20 protein-coding genes are annotated in these 15,955 nt (G+C 36.9%); 6 read left to right on the top strand and 14 right to left on the bottom strand.

From position 1 onward, the window contains the following. Window positions 1-69: 69 nt before the first annotated feature. Together FTU80_RS02475 and glnA are read right to left on the bottom strand one after the other, a co-directional pair. Window positions 70-348, bottom strand: a complete 279-nt coding sequence (locus FTU80_RS02475; RefSeq protein ID WP_180084127.1) for a hypothetical protein — start codon at window positions 346-348, stop codon at window positions 70-72. Window positions 349-443: 95 nt separating this feature from the next. Further along, a complete protein-coding gene (gene glnA / locus FTU80_RS02470) occupies window positions 444-1,859 on the bottom strand; it encodes a type I glutamate--ammonia ligase (protein ID WP_171263711.1) in 1,416 nt (471 codons plus the stop codon). 1,061 nt (window positions 1,860-2,920) lie between these two features. Here glnA and FTU80_RS02465 point away from each other — a divergent pair. Next, window positions 2,921-4,126, top strand: a complete 1,206-nt coding sequence (locus FTU80_RS02465; protein ID WP_180084125.1) for a tyrosine-type recombinase/integrase — start codon at window positions 2,921-2,923, stop codon at window positions 4,124-4,126. Window positions 4,127-4,788: 662 nt separating this feature from the next. On the opposite strand, the gene FTU80_RS02460 is transcribed toward FTU80_RS02465, so the two are convergent. Then, the gene (locus FTU80_RS02460) at window positions 4,789-4,968 is read right to left on the bottom strand and encodes a hypothetical protein (RefSeq protein ID WP_180084123.1); all 180 of its coding nucleotides are present in this window, start codon (window positions 4,966-4,968) and stop codon (window positions 4,789-4,791) included. A gap of 264 nt (window positions 4,969-5,232) precedes the next feature. Here FTU80_RS02460 and FTU80_RS16360 point away from each other — a divergent pair, with 264 nt between their 5' ends. Both FTU80_RS16360 and FTU80_RS02455 read left to right on the top strand, forming a co-directional pair. Then, the gene (locus tag FTU80_RS16360; protein WP_257221406.1) at window positions 5,233-5,361 is read left to right on the top strand and encodes a hypothetical protein; all 129 of its coding nucleotides are present in this window, start codon (window positions 5,233-5,235) and stop codon (window positions 5,359-5,361) included. Window positions 5,362-5,442: 81 nt separating this feature from the next. Then, the gene (locus FTU80_RS02455; RefSeq protein WP_180084121.1) at window positions 5,443-5,775 is read left to right on the top strand and encodes a GrlR family regulatory protein; all 333 of its coding nucleotides are present in this window, start codon (window positions 5,443-5,445) and stop codon (window positions 5,773-5,775) included. Window positions 5,776-5,864: 89 nt separating this feature from the next. Here FTU80_RS02455 and FTU80_RS02450 read toward each other — a convergent pair whose 3' ends face one another. Together FTU80_RS02450 and FTU80_RS02445 are read right to left on the bottom strand one after the other, a co-directional pair. Beyond that, window positions 5,865-6,359, bottom strand: a complete 495-nt coding sequence (locus tag FTU80_RS02450) for an RNA polymerase sigma factor (protein ID WP_180084119.1) — start codon at window positions 6,357-6,359, stop codon at window positions 5,865-5,867. Beyond that, a complete protein-coding gene (locus tag FTU80_RS02445) occupies window positions 6,352-6,936 on the bottom strand; it encodes a hypothetical protein (protein WP_180084117.1) in 585 nt (194 codons plus the stop codon). The genes FTU80_RS02450 and FTU80_RS02445 overlap by 8 nt, the downstream gene beginning before the upstream one ends. A 147-nt stretch (window positions 6,937-7,083) precedes the next feature. On the opposite strand from FTU80_RS02445, the gene FTU80_RS02440 reads away from it, so the two are divergent. The 3 genes from FTU80_RS02440 to FTU80_RS02430 all read left to right on the top strand — a co-directional run bounded on the left by FTU80_RS02440 (window position 7,084) and on the right by FTU80_RS02430 (window position 8,642). After that, window positions 7,084-7,299 (top strand): hypothetical protein, encoded by a 216-nt coding sequence (locus FTU80_RS02440; protein WP_180084115.1) that lies wholly within the window; start codon window positions 7,084-7,086, stop codon window positions 7,297-7,299. Between the two features lie 255 nt (window positions 7,300-7,554). After that, window positions 7,555-8,136 (top strand): hypothetical protein, encoded by a 582-nt coding sequence (locus tag FTU80_RS02435; protein WP_180084113.1) that lies wholly within the window; start codon window positions 7,555-7,557, stop codon window positions 8,134-8,136. Further along, window positions 8,136-8,642, top strand: a complete 507-nt coding sequence (locus tag FTU80_RS02430; protein ID WP_180084111.1) for a sigma-70 family RNA polymerase sigma factor — start codon at window positions 8,136-8,138, stop codon at window positions 8,640-8,642. The genes FTU80_RS02435 and FTU80_RS02430 overlap by 1 nt, the downstream gene beginning before the upstream one ends. A 29-nt stretch (window positions 8,643-8,671) precedes the next feature. Here the strand turns inward: FTU80_RS02430 and FTU80_RS02425 are convergent, their stop codons facing one another. The 9 genes from FTU80_RS02425 to FTU80_RS02385 form a co-directional block, all read right to left on the bottom strand. After that, the gene (locus tag FTU80_RS02425) at window positions 8,672-9,268 is read right to left on the bottom strand and encodes an N-acetylmuramidase family protein (RefSeq protein WP_180084110.1); all 597 of its coding nucleotides are present in this window, start codon (window positions 9,266-9,268) and stop codon (window positions 8,672-8,674) included. Between the two features lie 147 nt (window positions 9,269-9,415). Continuing rightward, window positions 9,416-9,589, bottom strand: coding sequence for a hypothetical protein (locus tag FTU80_RS02420; protein WP_180083822.1), 174 nt, complete (start codon window positions 9,587-9,589; stop codon window positions 9,416-9,418). Window positions 9,590-9,679: 90 nt separating this feature from the next. Beyond that, window positions 9,680-10,066 carry a hypothetical protein gene (locus tag FTU80_RS02415; protein ID WP_180084108.1) on the bottom strand — a complete coding sequence of 129 codons (387 nt, stop codon included), beginning with the start codon at window positions 10,064-10,066 and terminating at the stop codon, window positions 9,680-9,682. Window positions 10,067-10,126: 60 nt separating this feature from the next. After that, entirely contained in the window at window positions 10,127-10,360 is a 234-nt protein-coding gene (locus FTU80_RS02410) for a hypothetical protein (RefSeq protein ID WP_180084106.1), read from the bottom strand. Next, window positions 10,353-12,383, bottom strand: coding sequence for a hypothetical protein (locus FTU80_RS02405; RefSeq protein ID WP_180084103.1), 2,031 nt, complete (start codon window positions 12,381-12,383; stop codon window positions 10,353-10,355). Before FTU80_RS02405 ends, FTU80_RS02410 begins: the two co-directional genes overlap by 8 nt. A gap of 13 nt (window positions 12,384-12,396) precedes the next feature. Next, the gene (locus FTU80_RS02400; protein ID WP_180084101.1) at window positions 12,397-12,789 is read right to left on the bottom strand and encodes a hypothetical protein; all 393 of its coding nucleotides are present in this window, start codon (window positions 12,787-12,789) and stop codon (window positions 12,397-12,399) included. After that, window positions 12,786-13,010, bottom strand: coding sequence for a hypothetical protein (locus tag FTU80_RS02395; RefSeq protein WP_180084099.1), 225 nt, complete (start codon window positions 13,008-13,010; stop codon window positions 12,786-12,788). Before FTU80_RS02395 ends, FTU80_RS02400 begins: the two co-directional genes overlap by 4 nt. A gap of 36 nt (window positions 13,011-13,046) precedes the next feature. Continuing rightward, entirely contained in the window at window positions 13,047-14,249 is a 1,203-nt protein-coding gene (locus tag FTU80_RS02390; protein ID WP_180084097.1) for a hypothetical protein, read from the bottom strand. A 53-nt stretch (window positions 14,250-14,302) separates the two neighbouring features. Further along, window positions 14,303-15,919: a hypothetical protein gene (locus tag FTU80_RS02385; RefSeq protein ID WP_180084095.1), complete on the bottom strand. Its 1,617-nt coding sequence runs from the start codon at window positions 15,917-15,919 to the stop codon at window positions 14,303-14,305. Window positions 15,920-15,955 lie beyond the last annotated feature (36 nt).

Below are 15,955 nucleotides of genomic sequence, written 5' to 3'. Positions count from 1 at the left end.
TTAAAGCTCAATAAAAAATGACCTGCAATATTGCAGGTCATTTTTTCAGTTCAATTTTTTAGTGTTGAATTAAAAGTTATCTGTCTTGGCAATGGCTTCAAACTTGCCTTGCGGCGTTTTTATTAAAACCAACCCTTCGGTCGTAATATAAAAACTTTCAGGGTATTCAAACTCCAATGCCAGCTCTGGGTTTTTCAACTCGACAAATTGAACCTGTTTATAGCCTTCAACGGTCCGCCCCACTTCCAAATAAGTCACTTCTGAGAAGTTAAGTTTAAATCCCTTTGCCTGATCCGCTGGATCAATCCAAGGGAAAAAACCGGTATGTTTTTTACGTGGTTTTGCCATGTTTAGATATTCATTCAACTCTTTGCTTTATCTTAACCCATCTCATAAAAAACCCGCACAAGGCGGGTCTTTTTACAGTGCAATTCTGTACAGAATTACAAGCTGTAGTACATGTCGAATTCAACTGGGTGAGTAGTCGTGTTAAGACGACGAACTTCTTCAGTTTTAAGTTCGATGTAGGCATCAAGCATTTCTTTAGTGAACACGCCACCTTTAAGAAGGTAATCATGGTCAGCTGCAAGAGCTTCAAGCGCCATATCTAAGCTATGAGCCACTGTAGGGATTTTAGCTTCTTCTTCAGGAGGAAGGTCGTACAAGTTCTTGTCAGCAGCTTCACCTGGGTGGATCTTGTTTTGAATACCGTCAAGACCAGCCATAAGAAGTGCAGCGAAACCTAAGTACGGGTTCATCATTGGATCTGGGAAACGTGCTTCGATACGTTTGCCTTTAGGGCTAGAAACGTAAGGAATACGGATAGAAGCTGAACGGTTACGTGCTGAGTAAGCAAGCATAATCGGTGCTTCGAAATGTGGAACTAAACGTTTGTACGAGTTAGTTGATGGGTTTGTGATTGCGTTCAATGAACGAGCGTGTTTGATCACACCGCCAATGAAGTACAACGCCATTTCTGAAAGACCAGCGTATTCATCACCAGCAAACAAATTCTTGCCGTCTTTAGAGATTGACATGTGAACGTGCATACCAGAACCGTTATCGCCAACCATTGGTTTAGGCATAAAAGTAGCAGTTTTAGCATATTGGTGAGCAACGTTCCAAACAGCATATTTGAACTGTTGAACTTCGTCCGCTTTACGAACCATGGTGTTGAAGCTTACACCGATTTCAAGCTGGCAAGATGCAACTTCGTGGTGATGTACTTCTACACGACCTGGGCCCATGATGTCTTCGATTTTTGCACACATATCTGCACGCATATCTTGTGAAGAATCAACAGGAGGAACTGGGAAGTAACCACCTTTCACACGTGGACGGTGACCAGAGTTACCCGCTTCGTAATCTTTACCAGTAGACCAAGCAGCTTCTTCAGCGATTAATGTGTGGCGCGCGCCAGACATATCGATGTCCCATTTTACTTCGTCAAATACGAAGAATTCTGGTTCTGGACCAAAATAAGCAGTATCACCGATACCAGTTGATTTTAGGTATTCTTCCGCACGGCGAGCAATAGAGCGTGGGTCACGTTCATAACCTTGACCAGTTGAAGGTTCGATAACATCACAAGTCACAACAACTGTAGCTTCTGCAAAGAACGGGTCGATAAAACAAGTTTCTGCATCTGGACGTAAGATCATGTCAGATGCTTCAATGCCTTTCCAACCAGCAATTGAAGAACCATCAAACATTTTGCCATCTTCAAACGTATCTTCGTCGATTGAATCTGCTGGGTAAGTTACGTGTTGTTCTTTACCCTTAGTATCAGTAAAGCGAAAATCGACCCATTTTGCGCCACTTTCTTGGATGAGTTGAAGGACCTTGTTCGCCATGCTCATTTTGCTCCGATGATTTTTTTGTGCACACTGAAGTGCGTGTTAGTAGTTGGTAGTTATTAAGCAATTACCGTACCAACTTTTAAAAGCCAAGCTAAAATATTGAATTCCTTATCAGAATAGAAGATTTTAGCTCCTAGCTTTTCGACTATTATACTGTGTGTAACAGTAAATGCACCATATTCAGCCACTCTTCATCACTTTTGTTTAAAAACTTCTCGCAGGTGTATCAAAATAGTGCAACTTGGTTTTGCACCAAAATGATTAATCGCTTTCAACGATAAAATCATTGAGATTTTATCAAAGCTTTAAGGTCGAATTTAAATACGATAGAAACTAATGGCTTAGCTAGTTATAAATGGAAAAATACTGGCGTAATAACTGAATTAATGATCGATATCTAGGTTTTTTGAGCCCGTAAAGTATCCATTTTTTGACGTTAATTTAACCATTTTGTTTTAATTTTAATCAATTTACCTTTACATTAATTGTGCTCCATTTTGGTGATTTTGCTTCAAAACGGTTCATATTTTTCCATCTAGAGCCTGAATTGCTATTTTTAACGACATCAAGCAGATCTTTTTAAAATATCAATTGAACATATTTTACCCACTTAAATTCAGCCTAATGTCTTGTTCAAATTAAATCCCAAATTTATAAGTCGAAAATTTATTGAAATGATTTCAGTTGCGATGAACTTTGGCGAAATTGTTCAGCAGAAATTGAATAATATTTGCTATGATTGGCTGCATTCTAAATATTTCACTATTTTTCTATTTAAAATATCCACACGATATTTGGGTCAATATACAACTATTTAGAATCATTTCGGACTATTCAAAGCACATTTAAGTGCATAAATTTCAAAGGTTAATACGCTCATGCTTTTGATGATCGAAAAAAAGTACTGAGATTCACACTACTCCCCATTAGTTCCTTTGACCTACATAACAGTCTGATTTGTTACAAAATAGGTTTGTATTAGTTCCTTTTAGTTCTTCTTAATCCGGTACATTTACGGGTAATATTGCGGGTAACCTTAAATTTACCCGTTCGTTACCCGTATGGCCTCCAATAAGCTTACAGATGCAAAAATTAAAACACTTAAACCGCAAGAGAAAGTTTACCGAATATTAGATTCAGATCGCCTGTATATTGAAGTTCGCCCATCAGGTACGAAAGTTTGGCGTTTTAAATTTACGCATCAAGGTAAAGAGTCATCTATGAGTCTTGGTGAGTATCCATCAATCGGTTTAGCTGATGCTCGCATTTTGCGTGAAGAAATGAGGGCAAAACTTGCCCGAGGGATTCATCCAGTTTTAGAGAGAAAGCAGCTCAAACTTGAAGAAGAAAACAAACTAACAAATACTTTTAAAAATGTTGCTTTAGAATACTATGCAGAGCGCCTAAGCTCTAAGACTGAAAACTACAAAAACCAATTTTCAGTTTCTATGGAAAAAGATGTATTTCCGGCTATCGGATCTAAAGACATTAAAGCCGTAACGTCAGCTGATGTTTTAGGTATTTTGAAAAATACTATTAAACGAGTTAGATCTCAAAAGAATCGTGGCACTGGTGAGGTTACAGCAATACAGAATAGGAAGTTTATTGGTGCTGTTATGCGATATGCCATTGCCACCCTCCGTGCTGAGAATGATCCAACATATGCTGTTCGTGATGTGGTTATCCGCCCTGAAGTTACCCATGCAAGGCCATTAAGTAAAGATGAGCGCATCAAGGTCAGAACTCGCTTAGAAACTTACGGCGGCACTGAAACGGTAAAAAATGCTGGTCTTATGCTGCTTTACACGATGCTTAGAACCATAGAAATACGTCGTATGGAATGGTCTTGGGTAGATTTTGACGATCGCATCGTAACTTTTCCTAAGGCTGCTATGAAAAAAAGCCGCGAACATATTCTTCCGATGTCAGATCAAGTCTACGCAATTCTAAAAAACCAATATTTAAACTCTGGTAATAAAGTTTATGTGTTCCCTTCGGTTTATAAATCGGATTCGATGCTTAACCAGATGACCCTAAATAGAATGTTTCAACATTTAGCTATTGAAGATGTTTCAGCTCACGACTTGCGTGCTACTGCTTCTACTTTGCTGAATGAATATGGCTATGATGACAAATGGATTGAAGCTCAACTTGCACATGCTGACGATAATAAAACCCGAGCATCATACAATCACGCAAAATATTTGGCTGATCGTAGGAAAATGATGCAAGATTGGGCTGATATGGTAGATGGATGGAAGCAATAAAGCCTTCTATTGTTTCTATTGTTTCTATTGTTTCTATTGTTTCTATTGTTGGTGGGTACTTCTTTCTTTGAAATACTTTATACAACTCTCTATAAATTCAGCATTTACGTGCTACAAGCCTAGAATATTATCGAGATTTTGTTCTTTCAGAATTGACCACATCTCTTTACTATTTCAGATGAAGAATTGCGATTAATATTTTTAACTTACAGAGTCATAACTTACCTTTTATGCTTTGTTTTCATTTTATAGTTTTAAAACAGTAAGCCGAGCCCAATTGAAAATAATGCACACAAACGAAACACTTCGTAATATATTTAGAACAATGCAAGAAAAAAAATTTTTACTATAAAAATATTTCAATCTATTTAATAAAATTTTTAAAATAAGCTCTTCTCAAGTTTGAATTTAAAACTAAATGGTAGCAAAACTTATCATATTTATTACGATGCTGATAATCATTATTATTCTGTTGAAATTCATTATTCAATAATATTTCTTTAAAATTCAAATTTGTTACTTCAATAACTAGTTTTGTATCCATGACATTCACCTTTTGAACATAATAATTATTAACTGGATAAAGCAACTATAAATCACTCAAAGTTAAAGGAGGTGTGGTCAATTCCCCCTTTAACCCTGCATCAGAGGCAAAAAACAACTCAATTATTTTTTTTATCTTGTTGTTGCTCTTTGTTTATTTGAGCCTGATCTTTTTTTGGCTCATTTTTACTCTGATTTTCACTATCTTGTTGCTGTTGCTTTTGTTTATCTTGATTGCTATCAAGTTGCTTATTTGTGTCCTGATTTTGCTTAGAACCTGATTGATTAGAATTTTGCATATCTACTTCCTTTATTTGTCATTAGTATTAGTGACAAATACACATTGGACCTTTTATTTATATATAGATACTCTTTAAATGTATCAAGAAATATTATCAACCTTTTAGTAAAATATATTCTTATATTTAATAGCCTGTTATAACTAAAAATCAAATTAATTATTTATTTTAATTTATTCAATTATATTTTATTACAAAATTAATCTGAAAAAATAAATATTGAGTGCTATTTATTTAATCTCCAATTAAAAAAGCAGGTTCGAAATGAAAATTTTAAAACTATTAGGTGTAAGTATTTTAGCTGGCTGTTTATACAAGAAAATAAAAGCCAAGAAAAAATCTAAATGTGCACTTAAAAATGATGCTGAAACTCAGGCATCAGCCACTAAATGAATTATTAAAAACTCATTATTTAGTTTTTAATACGTTCAATATCAAACAATTACTTACAGTTTATTTATATCGAGAACACTAATGAATAACGGTGTTTATTTACTTATTTTTAAAAGTATTAATATTGATTTTGGCACCGGAATTTTGGTTGTGAACAACAACATAGCCAATGGCGGCGATACTATATATTCATATACTGGCGAAATAAATGATACACAGATTGTGTTTGAGTTTATCAAACACAATATTGAAGCACATTCACTCTTCGGGAATGTTGGCAAACTTAAGCTTAATCTGACATGTCACCCAGAGCCTGAGGGCTATCTTATGAAAGGTAATGTAGAGAATATCCAGTCTGTCCCACTGGTCATCAAAGCTAAGTTTATTGGTCACATTGCTAAAGAGTCTAACTAGTAGCAGTTCAGCAATAATTTAAAAAGCATAGCCCTCAATTGAGGGCTTCTAGGTTGATATTTTTATCTCTAGATATGCGCTTATCTTTCTTAAATGCCCCATTTAATCTCCTTTTGCAAAATTTTTATAGCTTTAGTAATACTTACACGTATAACGTACATTGAGCTTTTAGTAATTTTCGAAATTTCTACATAACTAAATCCATAATAGAAATACATTACAAAATAAATCCTCATCTCTCCTGTAAGATTTCGATGCACATGGTCTAAAACCTCTAATGAAATATCTTCGTTAAAAAATAAGTGATCTGCAGAAAAGTGTTTTTGTGCATTGATTATACTGTTATTTTTTTTAACTAAGTTTTCGTGATACGTAGATGCTATCTTAAACAGCATCGATTCTGGTGAATCAAAATTACAGTTTTCTCTGCTTATGAAGTAAACACAATATACGGTAAAGAATGTTTGTTGGACTAAATCCTTACTCATTTCTCTATCATGAGTCAGTCTTTGTAATCTGTTTAACAGCCAAAAATAATATTCACCATATAAATCATCAAAACAGTATTCTCTAATATCAGTCATGGTACTTCCTAAAAATTTCAGAAAGTCTATAACTGGCCTGATCAATTCCAGAACAAATTTGAGCCACGTGTTTGTCATCTAGATCAATTGTCGATAGTTTTCTATTGAATGATCGCAACTCGTTATTTTGAATCCGAATTCCAAGTTTAATGCTGCGTTTAAGTCGGATATCAGGGAGTTGTGAAACATGACTCTTATAGTGATTTAACACTATAATTTCATTTACATGCATAATATACATCCAACCAATTGCCTGAAACTTATTAATATTAAATATATTGATAAGTAATGGTTTGAGGTTTATTTGCAATATTTCTATATCCACAATGCAATTCATATTTTTATTTTGTATTTTCATAAGTGAAAATAAATTTCTATATGTTATGTCTCGTTTAGAGACGCTCAAGATATCGTGCGTTAAATAGAATGAAATCAGTGTAGCCGTTCTTACTGATTTGTTAAAATTGGATTTAATCTCTCTTTCCAAAAAATCATTTAATTTTTTACAGTACTCTTCTGCATACATGTTAAGTGTTAAAGCTAAGTCTTTATTTTCACTTTGAATTATATCTACCATTCAGACTGCACCTTCTATTTTTATGAATCCCATACTCCTATAGACAGATCTAAACCAATTTTTTTTAAAACTTTTTAAAAATTATTCTCTTCACACCTGTCTAATACATATAAAACTTAGTCGCATGCCTTTTTAGAGGAAATTCAATTGCAAAAAATCAATCAAAACAGATTAATTATATGTAAAGAAAGTGATCCAGATTACTTACAAGCCGCTTGGGCTAACTATGATGAAGAGGGTTTTTTTATTAATATTACAAATTTTTATGGGACAAAACTTACTTTACTTAAGGGAAATAAAGTAAGTTTTAACGATGAAATTTGGCTAATAAAAGGACATGTTAACCTTTTCTATAAAAATTGATTTTTCGAAATTATCTATAAATTATATTTATAAATAATTTAAAATACTGTGATTTATATTATAAATCCTAAATTCCCATAAACCTTATTAATCTAGTCAGGTTTTACAAACACATCTAATAATAAAATTTACTCAATAGATAACAAGTTCTTAATTTTAATGATTTTTCAATTGTATTTTTTTGTAAATTTACTAAAAATTAACCGGTTTAAGGTGTCTATTCTATATAGGAGTAATTTATTTTAGGAGAGTGTTGTGTGTAACCAAGAATTCAAACATATTGAGATTTCTGAATTATTATTTAAATCATCTGATTCATTTGCCATAGAGCTAATAAAAACTCTAACTAACAATTTATTTTTTACAAGCTTTTCTAATTTTAAATTTTTCATACTTATCCAATATGAGTTTAATGAGATGTTCCTACAATCCATTACAAAAAATGATGATTTAATCAACTTTCACTCTTTCATTGAAACTGTTAAGTCTCACAACAAACTTCTTCTTTCTGATATTGTTAAGTTTAAAATTGAAAATAAGATAGTAGTCCCTCAAACTTATAAAATAACTAAAAATGAATTAGCTGCATGGTTATATGTTTATTTCTTTTGTGATTATTTTTCTTCGTTTTATTTTAAAGAAATAAATACGAATATTAATTATTGTTCAACTAAAAAGTATCTTTTGATTGATAACTTTAATAAAAAAAGAACTTGGAATCTTTTTAATAATTTTTTAAATAAAAACTATTTCAATGAAATTAATAAAGAGGAAATCTTAAGATCCATTGATAATTTTTCAACCAAATACATAAATATATTGGGTGAGAAAAGCTAGTGAAAGTAAACCAACAAAATATTCTGTTTGATCAGCTTTATTCTGAACATCATGAATGGCTTTTAAAAAGATTAACAGCGATGACTCGTAATCGCTATTTGGCTGAAGATATTACTCAAAGTACGTTCTTGATTGTGTATTTAAAGTACTATTGCCCCCATAATAGTAATGAAAAAATTAATTTCCCAAAATCATTCTTGTACACAATCGGTCGTAATTTACTTTTTAATTATTATGAACACGAGAAAGTTATTTCAGAAAATGCTGAAAATTTTACACTGTATTCCAGGATGTATTATGAATCGTCAATCAATAGCAATCAGCTTATGGATGAAGTAAAGCAGCTACTCGACCCTAGAGAGCGAGATATTTTTATTTTGTGGTGTTTTTATGGTTACACACTCAAAGAAATTAGTCAGTTTGTGCATTTATCCCCCTCTAGAGTTTTTATAAAACTGAAAAACTCAAAAAAGAAATTACGATCCAGCTTAAGTGCCAACTCGTAAGCCAGCCTTAGCTAGAATGAAAATTCCTTTTACTTTATTCCAGTACTATCATTATTTTTATAAGCATTCGCCAATTTAATATCATAGCTATTCTTAGCATAAGCAATACCGTTATAACCACGCGCAAAAGCTTTCCAGTCCTTATTTTTAAGCGCATTCACCAAGCCATTCACTTGAATGTACCGACACATAGCTTCTAATTGCGTTGATTCATCTTTATACATCGCATTTATAAATGCTTGTAGAGATGAATATCCTAAAGCTTTCCAGTGATAGCCCATGACCTGCCCAATCCCCCAACTAGCCGACTCTAGTGCTGAAGCCCGATGATATTGCGCAGCAGCATTTAAGCGACCATGTTGAGCTGAATACAGACCGTAGCCACCTGTACTTTTACTGCATAGATCTGGCCGCTTAATTATCATTTGATCAGCAATTTTAGATTGGCCATTGGCAATCAAGCGCTGCCGCATCACATGCCTTTCAAACAAAATGACGGGGGTATTGTCGGCATTAAAGCCAGATCCTTTACATTCAACTTCTATCACAGCCCGCAATGCTGCAGTTTCAATCCTTAGCAATTTTGCTTGGGTTGCAATTTGTGCTGTTGTTAATTTTTTACTCATTTCACTTTCCTTTAGGCATAAAAAAAGCACCTTTCGGTGCGTATGTAATAAAACCAGCCTCTCAGTCAGTAGCCGATTCACATTCTCTAAATATATGTACAGACAATGATCGTGAAAAGAATTGCTATAAATCGCCATGCTGCCATATCACACAATCCATTTCATTAATGCTGTTATGGCGACTATTGCGCCTGTAAGACTACCAACCACCAGTGAAATAGACTTACCCCACGCCATAATGATGGCTACTTTTCCTGTATCTTTTTCGCTCATTTTTCCCTCTATGCTGATATCGGGTTTGGTGTTAAAATTATCTGACATGAATATTTTTCTGATCCTTTTATTAAAGTTTTGGAAATAAAAAAAGCCAAGAATTGCAGTTCTTGGCTTTTTACTTTTTAAAATGTTTGGTTATTTTCTAAAATCATTTCTGGCATCTTTCAGCTCTTTCACAACTTCAATAATGGTCTTACCTTCCTGTTTATTGATGAAGTTAAATGTCCAACGCACGATAGCCCAACCGGGTAAACCACAGATAAAGAAGAAACCACCTAGGGCAATCATTCCCCATATATCAGTTACCCATTCATGTAAGCCCCATTTCACGATAATGAATGCACCACCGGTCAGACTCGATACAACGGTGCAGATTAGGCCAACAGCCCATTCTTGTGGTGAGCGCGGTAGACGCATCATAATGACGACCGTTGCAACCAAGCAGATGGCCAGTGTGACTGCAACTGCAGCACCGTAAAATTTTAAAAAAGCTGCGAAACCACTTGTAGAGACAGGCTCCATTTAATTCCCCTAATTTTTAGGTATAAAAAAAGCACCTTTCGGTGCCATTGTTTAAATGATTCAGACTTCTATCTGACTGTGTTGACCTGATGGAGCTGGCCGTAAGATTTGTTGATTTGAAATGAAAACGCGTTGCCCAATGTTGTAGGCTGTCCCGCTTGTGCAAAGCACTGGTCCAGATGCCCCATCCACTTGAACACGATATTCAGGATGACTTGCAGAAGTGATTGTTCCAATTAATTCTGAATGAGTTGGATTCAACAGTTTACGAAGTTCAAATAAAGGATTAGTCACGATGGATGCGCTCCACTTTAATGGATTCTGTCACTTTGCCATGACTGAATGAACCGCTCACAGAATCAACAACGCCCCACCACTGTCCGTGGAATGCCACAGTTTTACCTGGCAACATCTCACCAATATCTAGAGCGACTGGCAAACCTGATAAAGTGTGAAATTCCTGAATATTGGCTTTGATTAACTCCATCTTGCCAAAGCTTGCACCTGACACGACATCAAACATTGGACCACTCACAGCTTCAAGAGGAACATCACCTGCAGTATTGCGCTGTTTCACAGTCAGGCTGTCACCACTTCGACTATTCACGACATTAATGGCATTGAAGTCGGCGATGTAATCCTTGTTTTGTTCAATGACTTGTTGAATCACGATACTTTGTGAAATCAGAATATCGTAGTCGTCCACAGTCATAGCATCCCAATAGCCCTTTTTATAACGAGGCAAGATTGAAAGCGTATTACCTGATTTTTGGCTATAGATAAAGCCGCCACCAGCTTCGACCACTTGTTTAATCGCGTCCATTGGTGCAAGTTCGGCATAGCTCAGACTCTCAACCGGTACAATCCAACCAACGTCATCAATCAACTTCCAGTCCAGTTCAGTACCAGATTGTGCTCGATCAATTTCTGCTTGCGCGAGCTGTACAGAGGTTCGCTCATTGTCTTGGATAAATGATCGCTTATTGGCGTAATCCGCTGCATTCAACGCTGTGACACTTCGACCATCATAAGTGTATGACTTGTTCGCAAACTTAATTGTCTCTGTTTCAGTCTCAAGTAAAACATGATGTTCAAAGCCATTGATCATTAATTTCAAAATCACCGGCTGATCATTTAGAGGCTGTAACTTCTCTTTTTCCGTTTGCGCCACAGTAATCGAATAAGACCAGCACCATGTACTACGGCTGCAGTTATAGGTGCCGTTAATGACTTTAATCGGCTCATCATTATCTAAGCGTTCAGCACTTAAGTTATTCACGATATACCACCATTTTGGATTATTCCGCTGCGGAATATATTGTTTTGCACATTTGTCTTCATCAAAGTTGAGCACAATATTAAAGCGACCCACTTTTTTTGATGGACAACAAAAATTTAAATGAACTGGCTGCCGTTTAGGCTTTTGGTCAGGCTTTGGCCAAGGTTGGACTGGATGTTTTCTGTAGTGAATGGACTTGGCTTTATCCCATGGCAAATCAGACTTGGTGACAATCTCAAGCCCCTTATCCCACTCGAATGAAAAGCGCTTTTCGAATTGCTCAGCGACTTCATGTGAATAAGTGAATTGCTTGCGCCTGCGAATCATTTCTTGCCATCTTGATTCACGGTTGTGACGTAGCTTGATCGATTCTTCATGCATGTAAAGTTGGTGAATAAATCGAGTCTCTCCTTGCTCCCAAACCATGTAAGCATCAGAATTCAAACCAGTGGTTTGCTCATGCGTAGATCTAACAGCATGATTCAATGAGCCGGCTTGTTCAAACCGAACATCCACTTGGTTAGAAAGTACTAAACTCCGCTCATAAAAAAGAGCCTCATTTGAGACTCTTAATATTGGCTTAGCCCACGGTATTTCCATGACACTTAAGCGGGCAATCGCTTTTTGATACTGCGTATTAAAGCCATATGACACGCCTACCAAGTGATTGATGTCAAATAGCGCTTCAAATTGTGCTGTCAAACTAGTTTGAATTACAGTATCAATTGCACCGTACTGATCAATCCTTACTGCCCAAAATTCAGCAGTAAAACTATTTTGAACAATTACATCGAGCTGCGAGAGCTGACCTGATACAACATTAAATTCCGCATAAAAGCCCGTATTAATCTGTGCATCAAGTACGTCATTGCTATAGCTCTCAGCACTAAATTCAACAGCAATTACTGTACTAACAATCGCATTGAGTGATGCAATATTCTGATCATCAGCGCCAAAATCAAGATTAGTCGAGCTCGTAGCAGGCTCTTTAAAGCTGAGGTTTACCTGGTGTCTATTTGGTGGAATATAGTTCGACACATGCCCACCTCATTTATATTGATGGTCGTAAAATCAGTGAGTTCATCATTAAGGTACTACCGATTACCAGATTTGGATTTGCCAATGCAATATCAGTTCCAACCTCAAAATCAGCAACCGCTTTTCCTTCACCATTGAAAAGACGAGCCCAAATGGCAATGCCTGCTTGCGTTACTGTACCTGCATCTGTTTGATGAAGCTCAATATTGTCTAGATTGAGCTTTTTAAAACATGGCTTGGGGAGGGTTAAAACGACTAGTTTCGCTGCTTCATCTCCCACAACAGCTAATGATGCTGGCTTTTCGTCGCTGTAAAAAATAAAGGTAGCATTTGCGCTACCTTGATCTATGTAATTTGCTAATGCTTGCAGTTGAGCAAGTCCGGCTTCCAAAGAGGTTTGGATCATTTCACATTGTCCTGTGTTGCCAAGTTGTATTCTTTTAATGGGTCTATCGCAATCACATAGTTATTATCTGGGTTACCGAATGCTCGATATTTCCCCTTACTATCAGATTTTACGGCACTCAATAGAATACCTGTTGTTCTGCTATAGACACGAACATCAGCAGATAAAGGAACACCATTTTTTGTAGTGATTCCAGTAATCAATGATCGCGATGTATGCATTGATGCGCTTGTTAATTGAAATACTACTGGCACTGATTAACCCTCATAGATTTTGAAAAATAATGCGCCTTGTGTGGCAGTACTGCTAAATTGTGTGCGGTATCTTCTAATCATGTAATTAACCCCATCACCCTGATACATCGCTCCGCTCACTTCTGATGTCGCATTGTTTATACAGCATTGCACTAATGGAAGCTCCCCAAGAATGTAGTTATTGGGATCAACCATATAGAAAGGTGATAAATGATACCCAAATGTTGGGTCAGGTTTAGTAGCGTTAGCAGTAGCACCAGATGAGACGTTACCAAAACCACTGATCAGCTTAAAACTGGTCGTATTGGCTAGTGTACCTGTGTAATCATATAAACTTGCAACCCATTGCTGTGCAGGTGTTGTTAAAGGAGTGGTTGCTGAAATATTATTATTCCATGCGTTATAGCTCATTTCGCTAAGCAGAAATGGCTTGGGAGCGCCATTCGTTTGTATTGCACCGAATCCATAAGGAATTTCAAAGTTAGTATTAGTTGATGCCCTAATGACTAAATAAAAGGTGCTGTCATCACCGACTAAAAACCATTGGCGAACCCCTGCTGCGGGTGTGACTGAATCACTGATTGAGCCATCGCCAATTGCATACTTCCATTTTGCCCATCCACCATAAGCTCCTTGGCCCACCCAGTTGCGGTCTGGCGCACTCTGGTTAAAAGGTGACTGCGTACCCAATATATCATCAATACCAATACACGATTCTAAAATACCAACCTTGGCAAACCGCGTATATGTTTCCGGATAAATAGGATCTTTAGTGCCATCAACACGCAGATAAAACGGATTTTCTGCAAAATTTTTAGCCTGGTATACCGCCTTACCCAAATCACTAAATGGCTTAGACCACCCTAGAGGTGCAAGTGAAGCACTCAAAGTTCCAGTTTCAATTAAATCAGGCAGCTCAACTTCAAACTCAACTGTATTCGTTGTAACCCCTAAGATTTTAAATTCACTGTTTAAAGCGTTATAAATAGATCCTGTAATATTGATGACTTGAAACTGTTTATAACTATGATTGGTGTTGAATGTTAGGGTAGCTACACCACTGCTGATAGCAACTGAAGCAATAGCTCGGTGGTTGTACCCAGTTACTAAACATGTATCTAACAAATCCGTCACAATATCCCATGCATTTGACAGCACAGGTGATCCAGTATCATCCGAGCTAAACCACTTAATTAAGCCTGACATTTAAAACCTCATAAAAAAAGACCGCGTAAAGCGGCCATAATTGAATTAAACTTTTAATCAACTCGATCAATATCACCGCGCAGCATGATTTGAAATGCATCCGAGATTACTGCAGGTTCTGACTGCTTCACAGTACGAATCACCCAGACCGGGAAATTACAAGCAATGGTATTAAAACGAAGAACGTTGCCATTGGCCCAGCCTGCTCCCCATCCTTCTTTTTTAATCACAAAGTAAGGTGAACCTGTTACAGGGTTAATTGGGGAAAAGTCAGTGTTAATAGTTCCTGTTGCAATTTGCCCTGTATATTCACCCACACATTTAAAGTTGGTGCCATCAGTAAACTGAATGTACCAACGTTCTTGAATGGCACCTTTGTTTGTGACATCAATCGGATACAACGCATCATTGTAATTCGCACTGATTAACGTACCCGTTGGCTCATCTAACCATTGATTTGACCAGGCCTGTTGCACGAATTTACGGGTATAACGCGCCTGCATGTCATTAATGACCAATGCAGAACCAACGATCGTACTTTCAGCTTCATAATTATGGGTTAATGGCTTAGTAAAAGTGACTTGGCCATTAATTTGCACATCACGGATCTGCCCCATATCTTGATAACGATATTTGGCAGTTAATGGCTCAACCAAGCCCAACAGCGTAAAATCACCACCAAGCGTCACGCGACCGTAATCATAATCTACGGTGTACAGGTCATAACCCACTTTAACGCCGTTTGCATCTTCAAGCTCGCACCATGCAATGCGCTGATCATTTAAGTCATAGGTCGTACCAGCAATCGCACTTGGTAATTCTTGCGACTTAGTTGAGCTGACAATACCAATACCACCGACACGAAAAATCGGTACACGTCCATCAATCGGTAAGCGCGTGGCAGACAAGCCCAGTAATTCAGAATCAATCGGCAGATAGGTATAGGCAATAGCGTTATAGCGGACGCTTGAAGCATCCACCCATACCGGCACATTGATATAAACCTTACCGGCTTCTTCGTACTCAAGCAGCGGATCGTACCAATCATGAGCTTCTATCTCCGCACGATTATCAACTGTAACTTCAGTTTTGGTGTGAAAATAAATCTGCACAAAACCATTATCCCAGTTCACCTTTCCATGAGCACGAGATGTTTCAATCACCCCGTTTTCATCAGCAGTCAAAGTGAGCTGACCATGCTCCAATGTTCCAACAACGACAGTCAGTGACTGTACTCGCAGCGGAATCACTAGTGTACAAAAAGCAATCTTATTGACCGGTGGTAAATCCGTTGTCGTGGTCAATGACTGCAGCTGAATAGAGTTGTCGGCATTCGGCGTCCAGCTATCAATTTCGACAACACCTGTACCATACTGAATCACACCAGACTGGATACCTGAGTTATTAGCAGGATCAACATTGCGATACAAAATGCCTGAGCGATCTAAAAATGTATCATTGCCCACTTTAAAACGCGCTGAACCCGTTAAAATCTGTTCATCAAAACCAGAAGATAAATCTAATTTCAACTTATCAACCGTTAAAGTATGTGTAGCTGAATTTGAACCTGACGTGTCGCGGTACCGGACTTTAACATCCACTGTATTAAAGGCTTTTAATGTGGTTTCGCTGCCGATTATGCTAGATGTTTGCGGACTATAAAAAGACATACAACCTCTCTGTGTGCCTGTATTGATCTTCGTTAA

The organism is Acinetobacter sp. YH12145, from assembly GCF_013418335.1.
GTDB lineage: Bacteria > Pseudomonadota > Gammaproteobacteria > Pseudomonadales > Moraxellaceae > Acinetobacter > Acinetobacter amyesii.
Note: the sequence above shows the minus strand (reverse complement) of the source record. Positions and strands in the feature narration are given on the sequence as shown.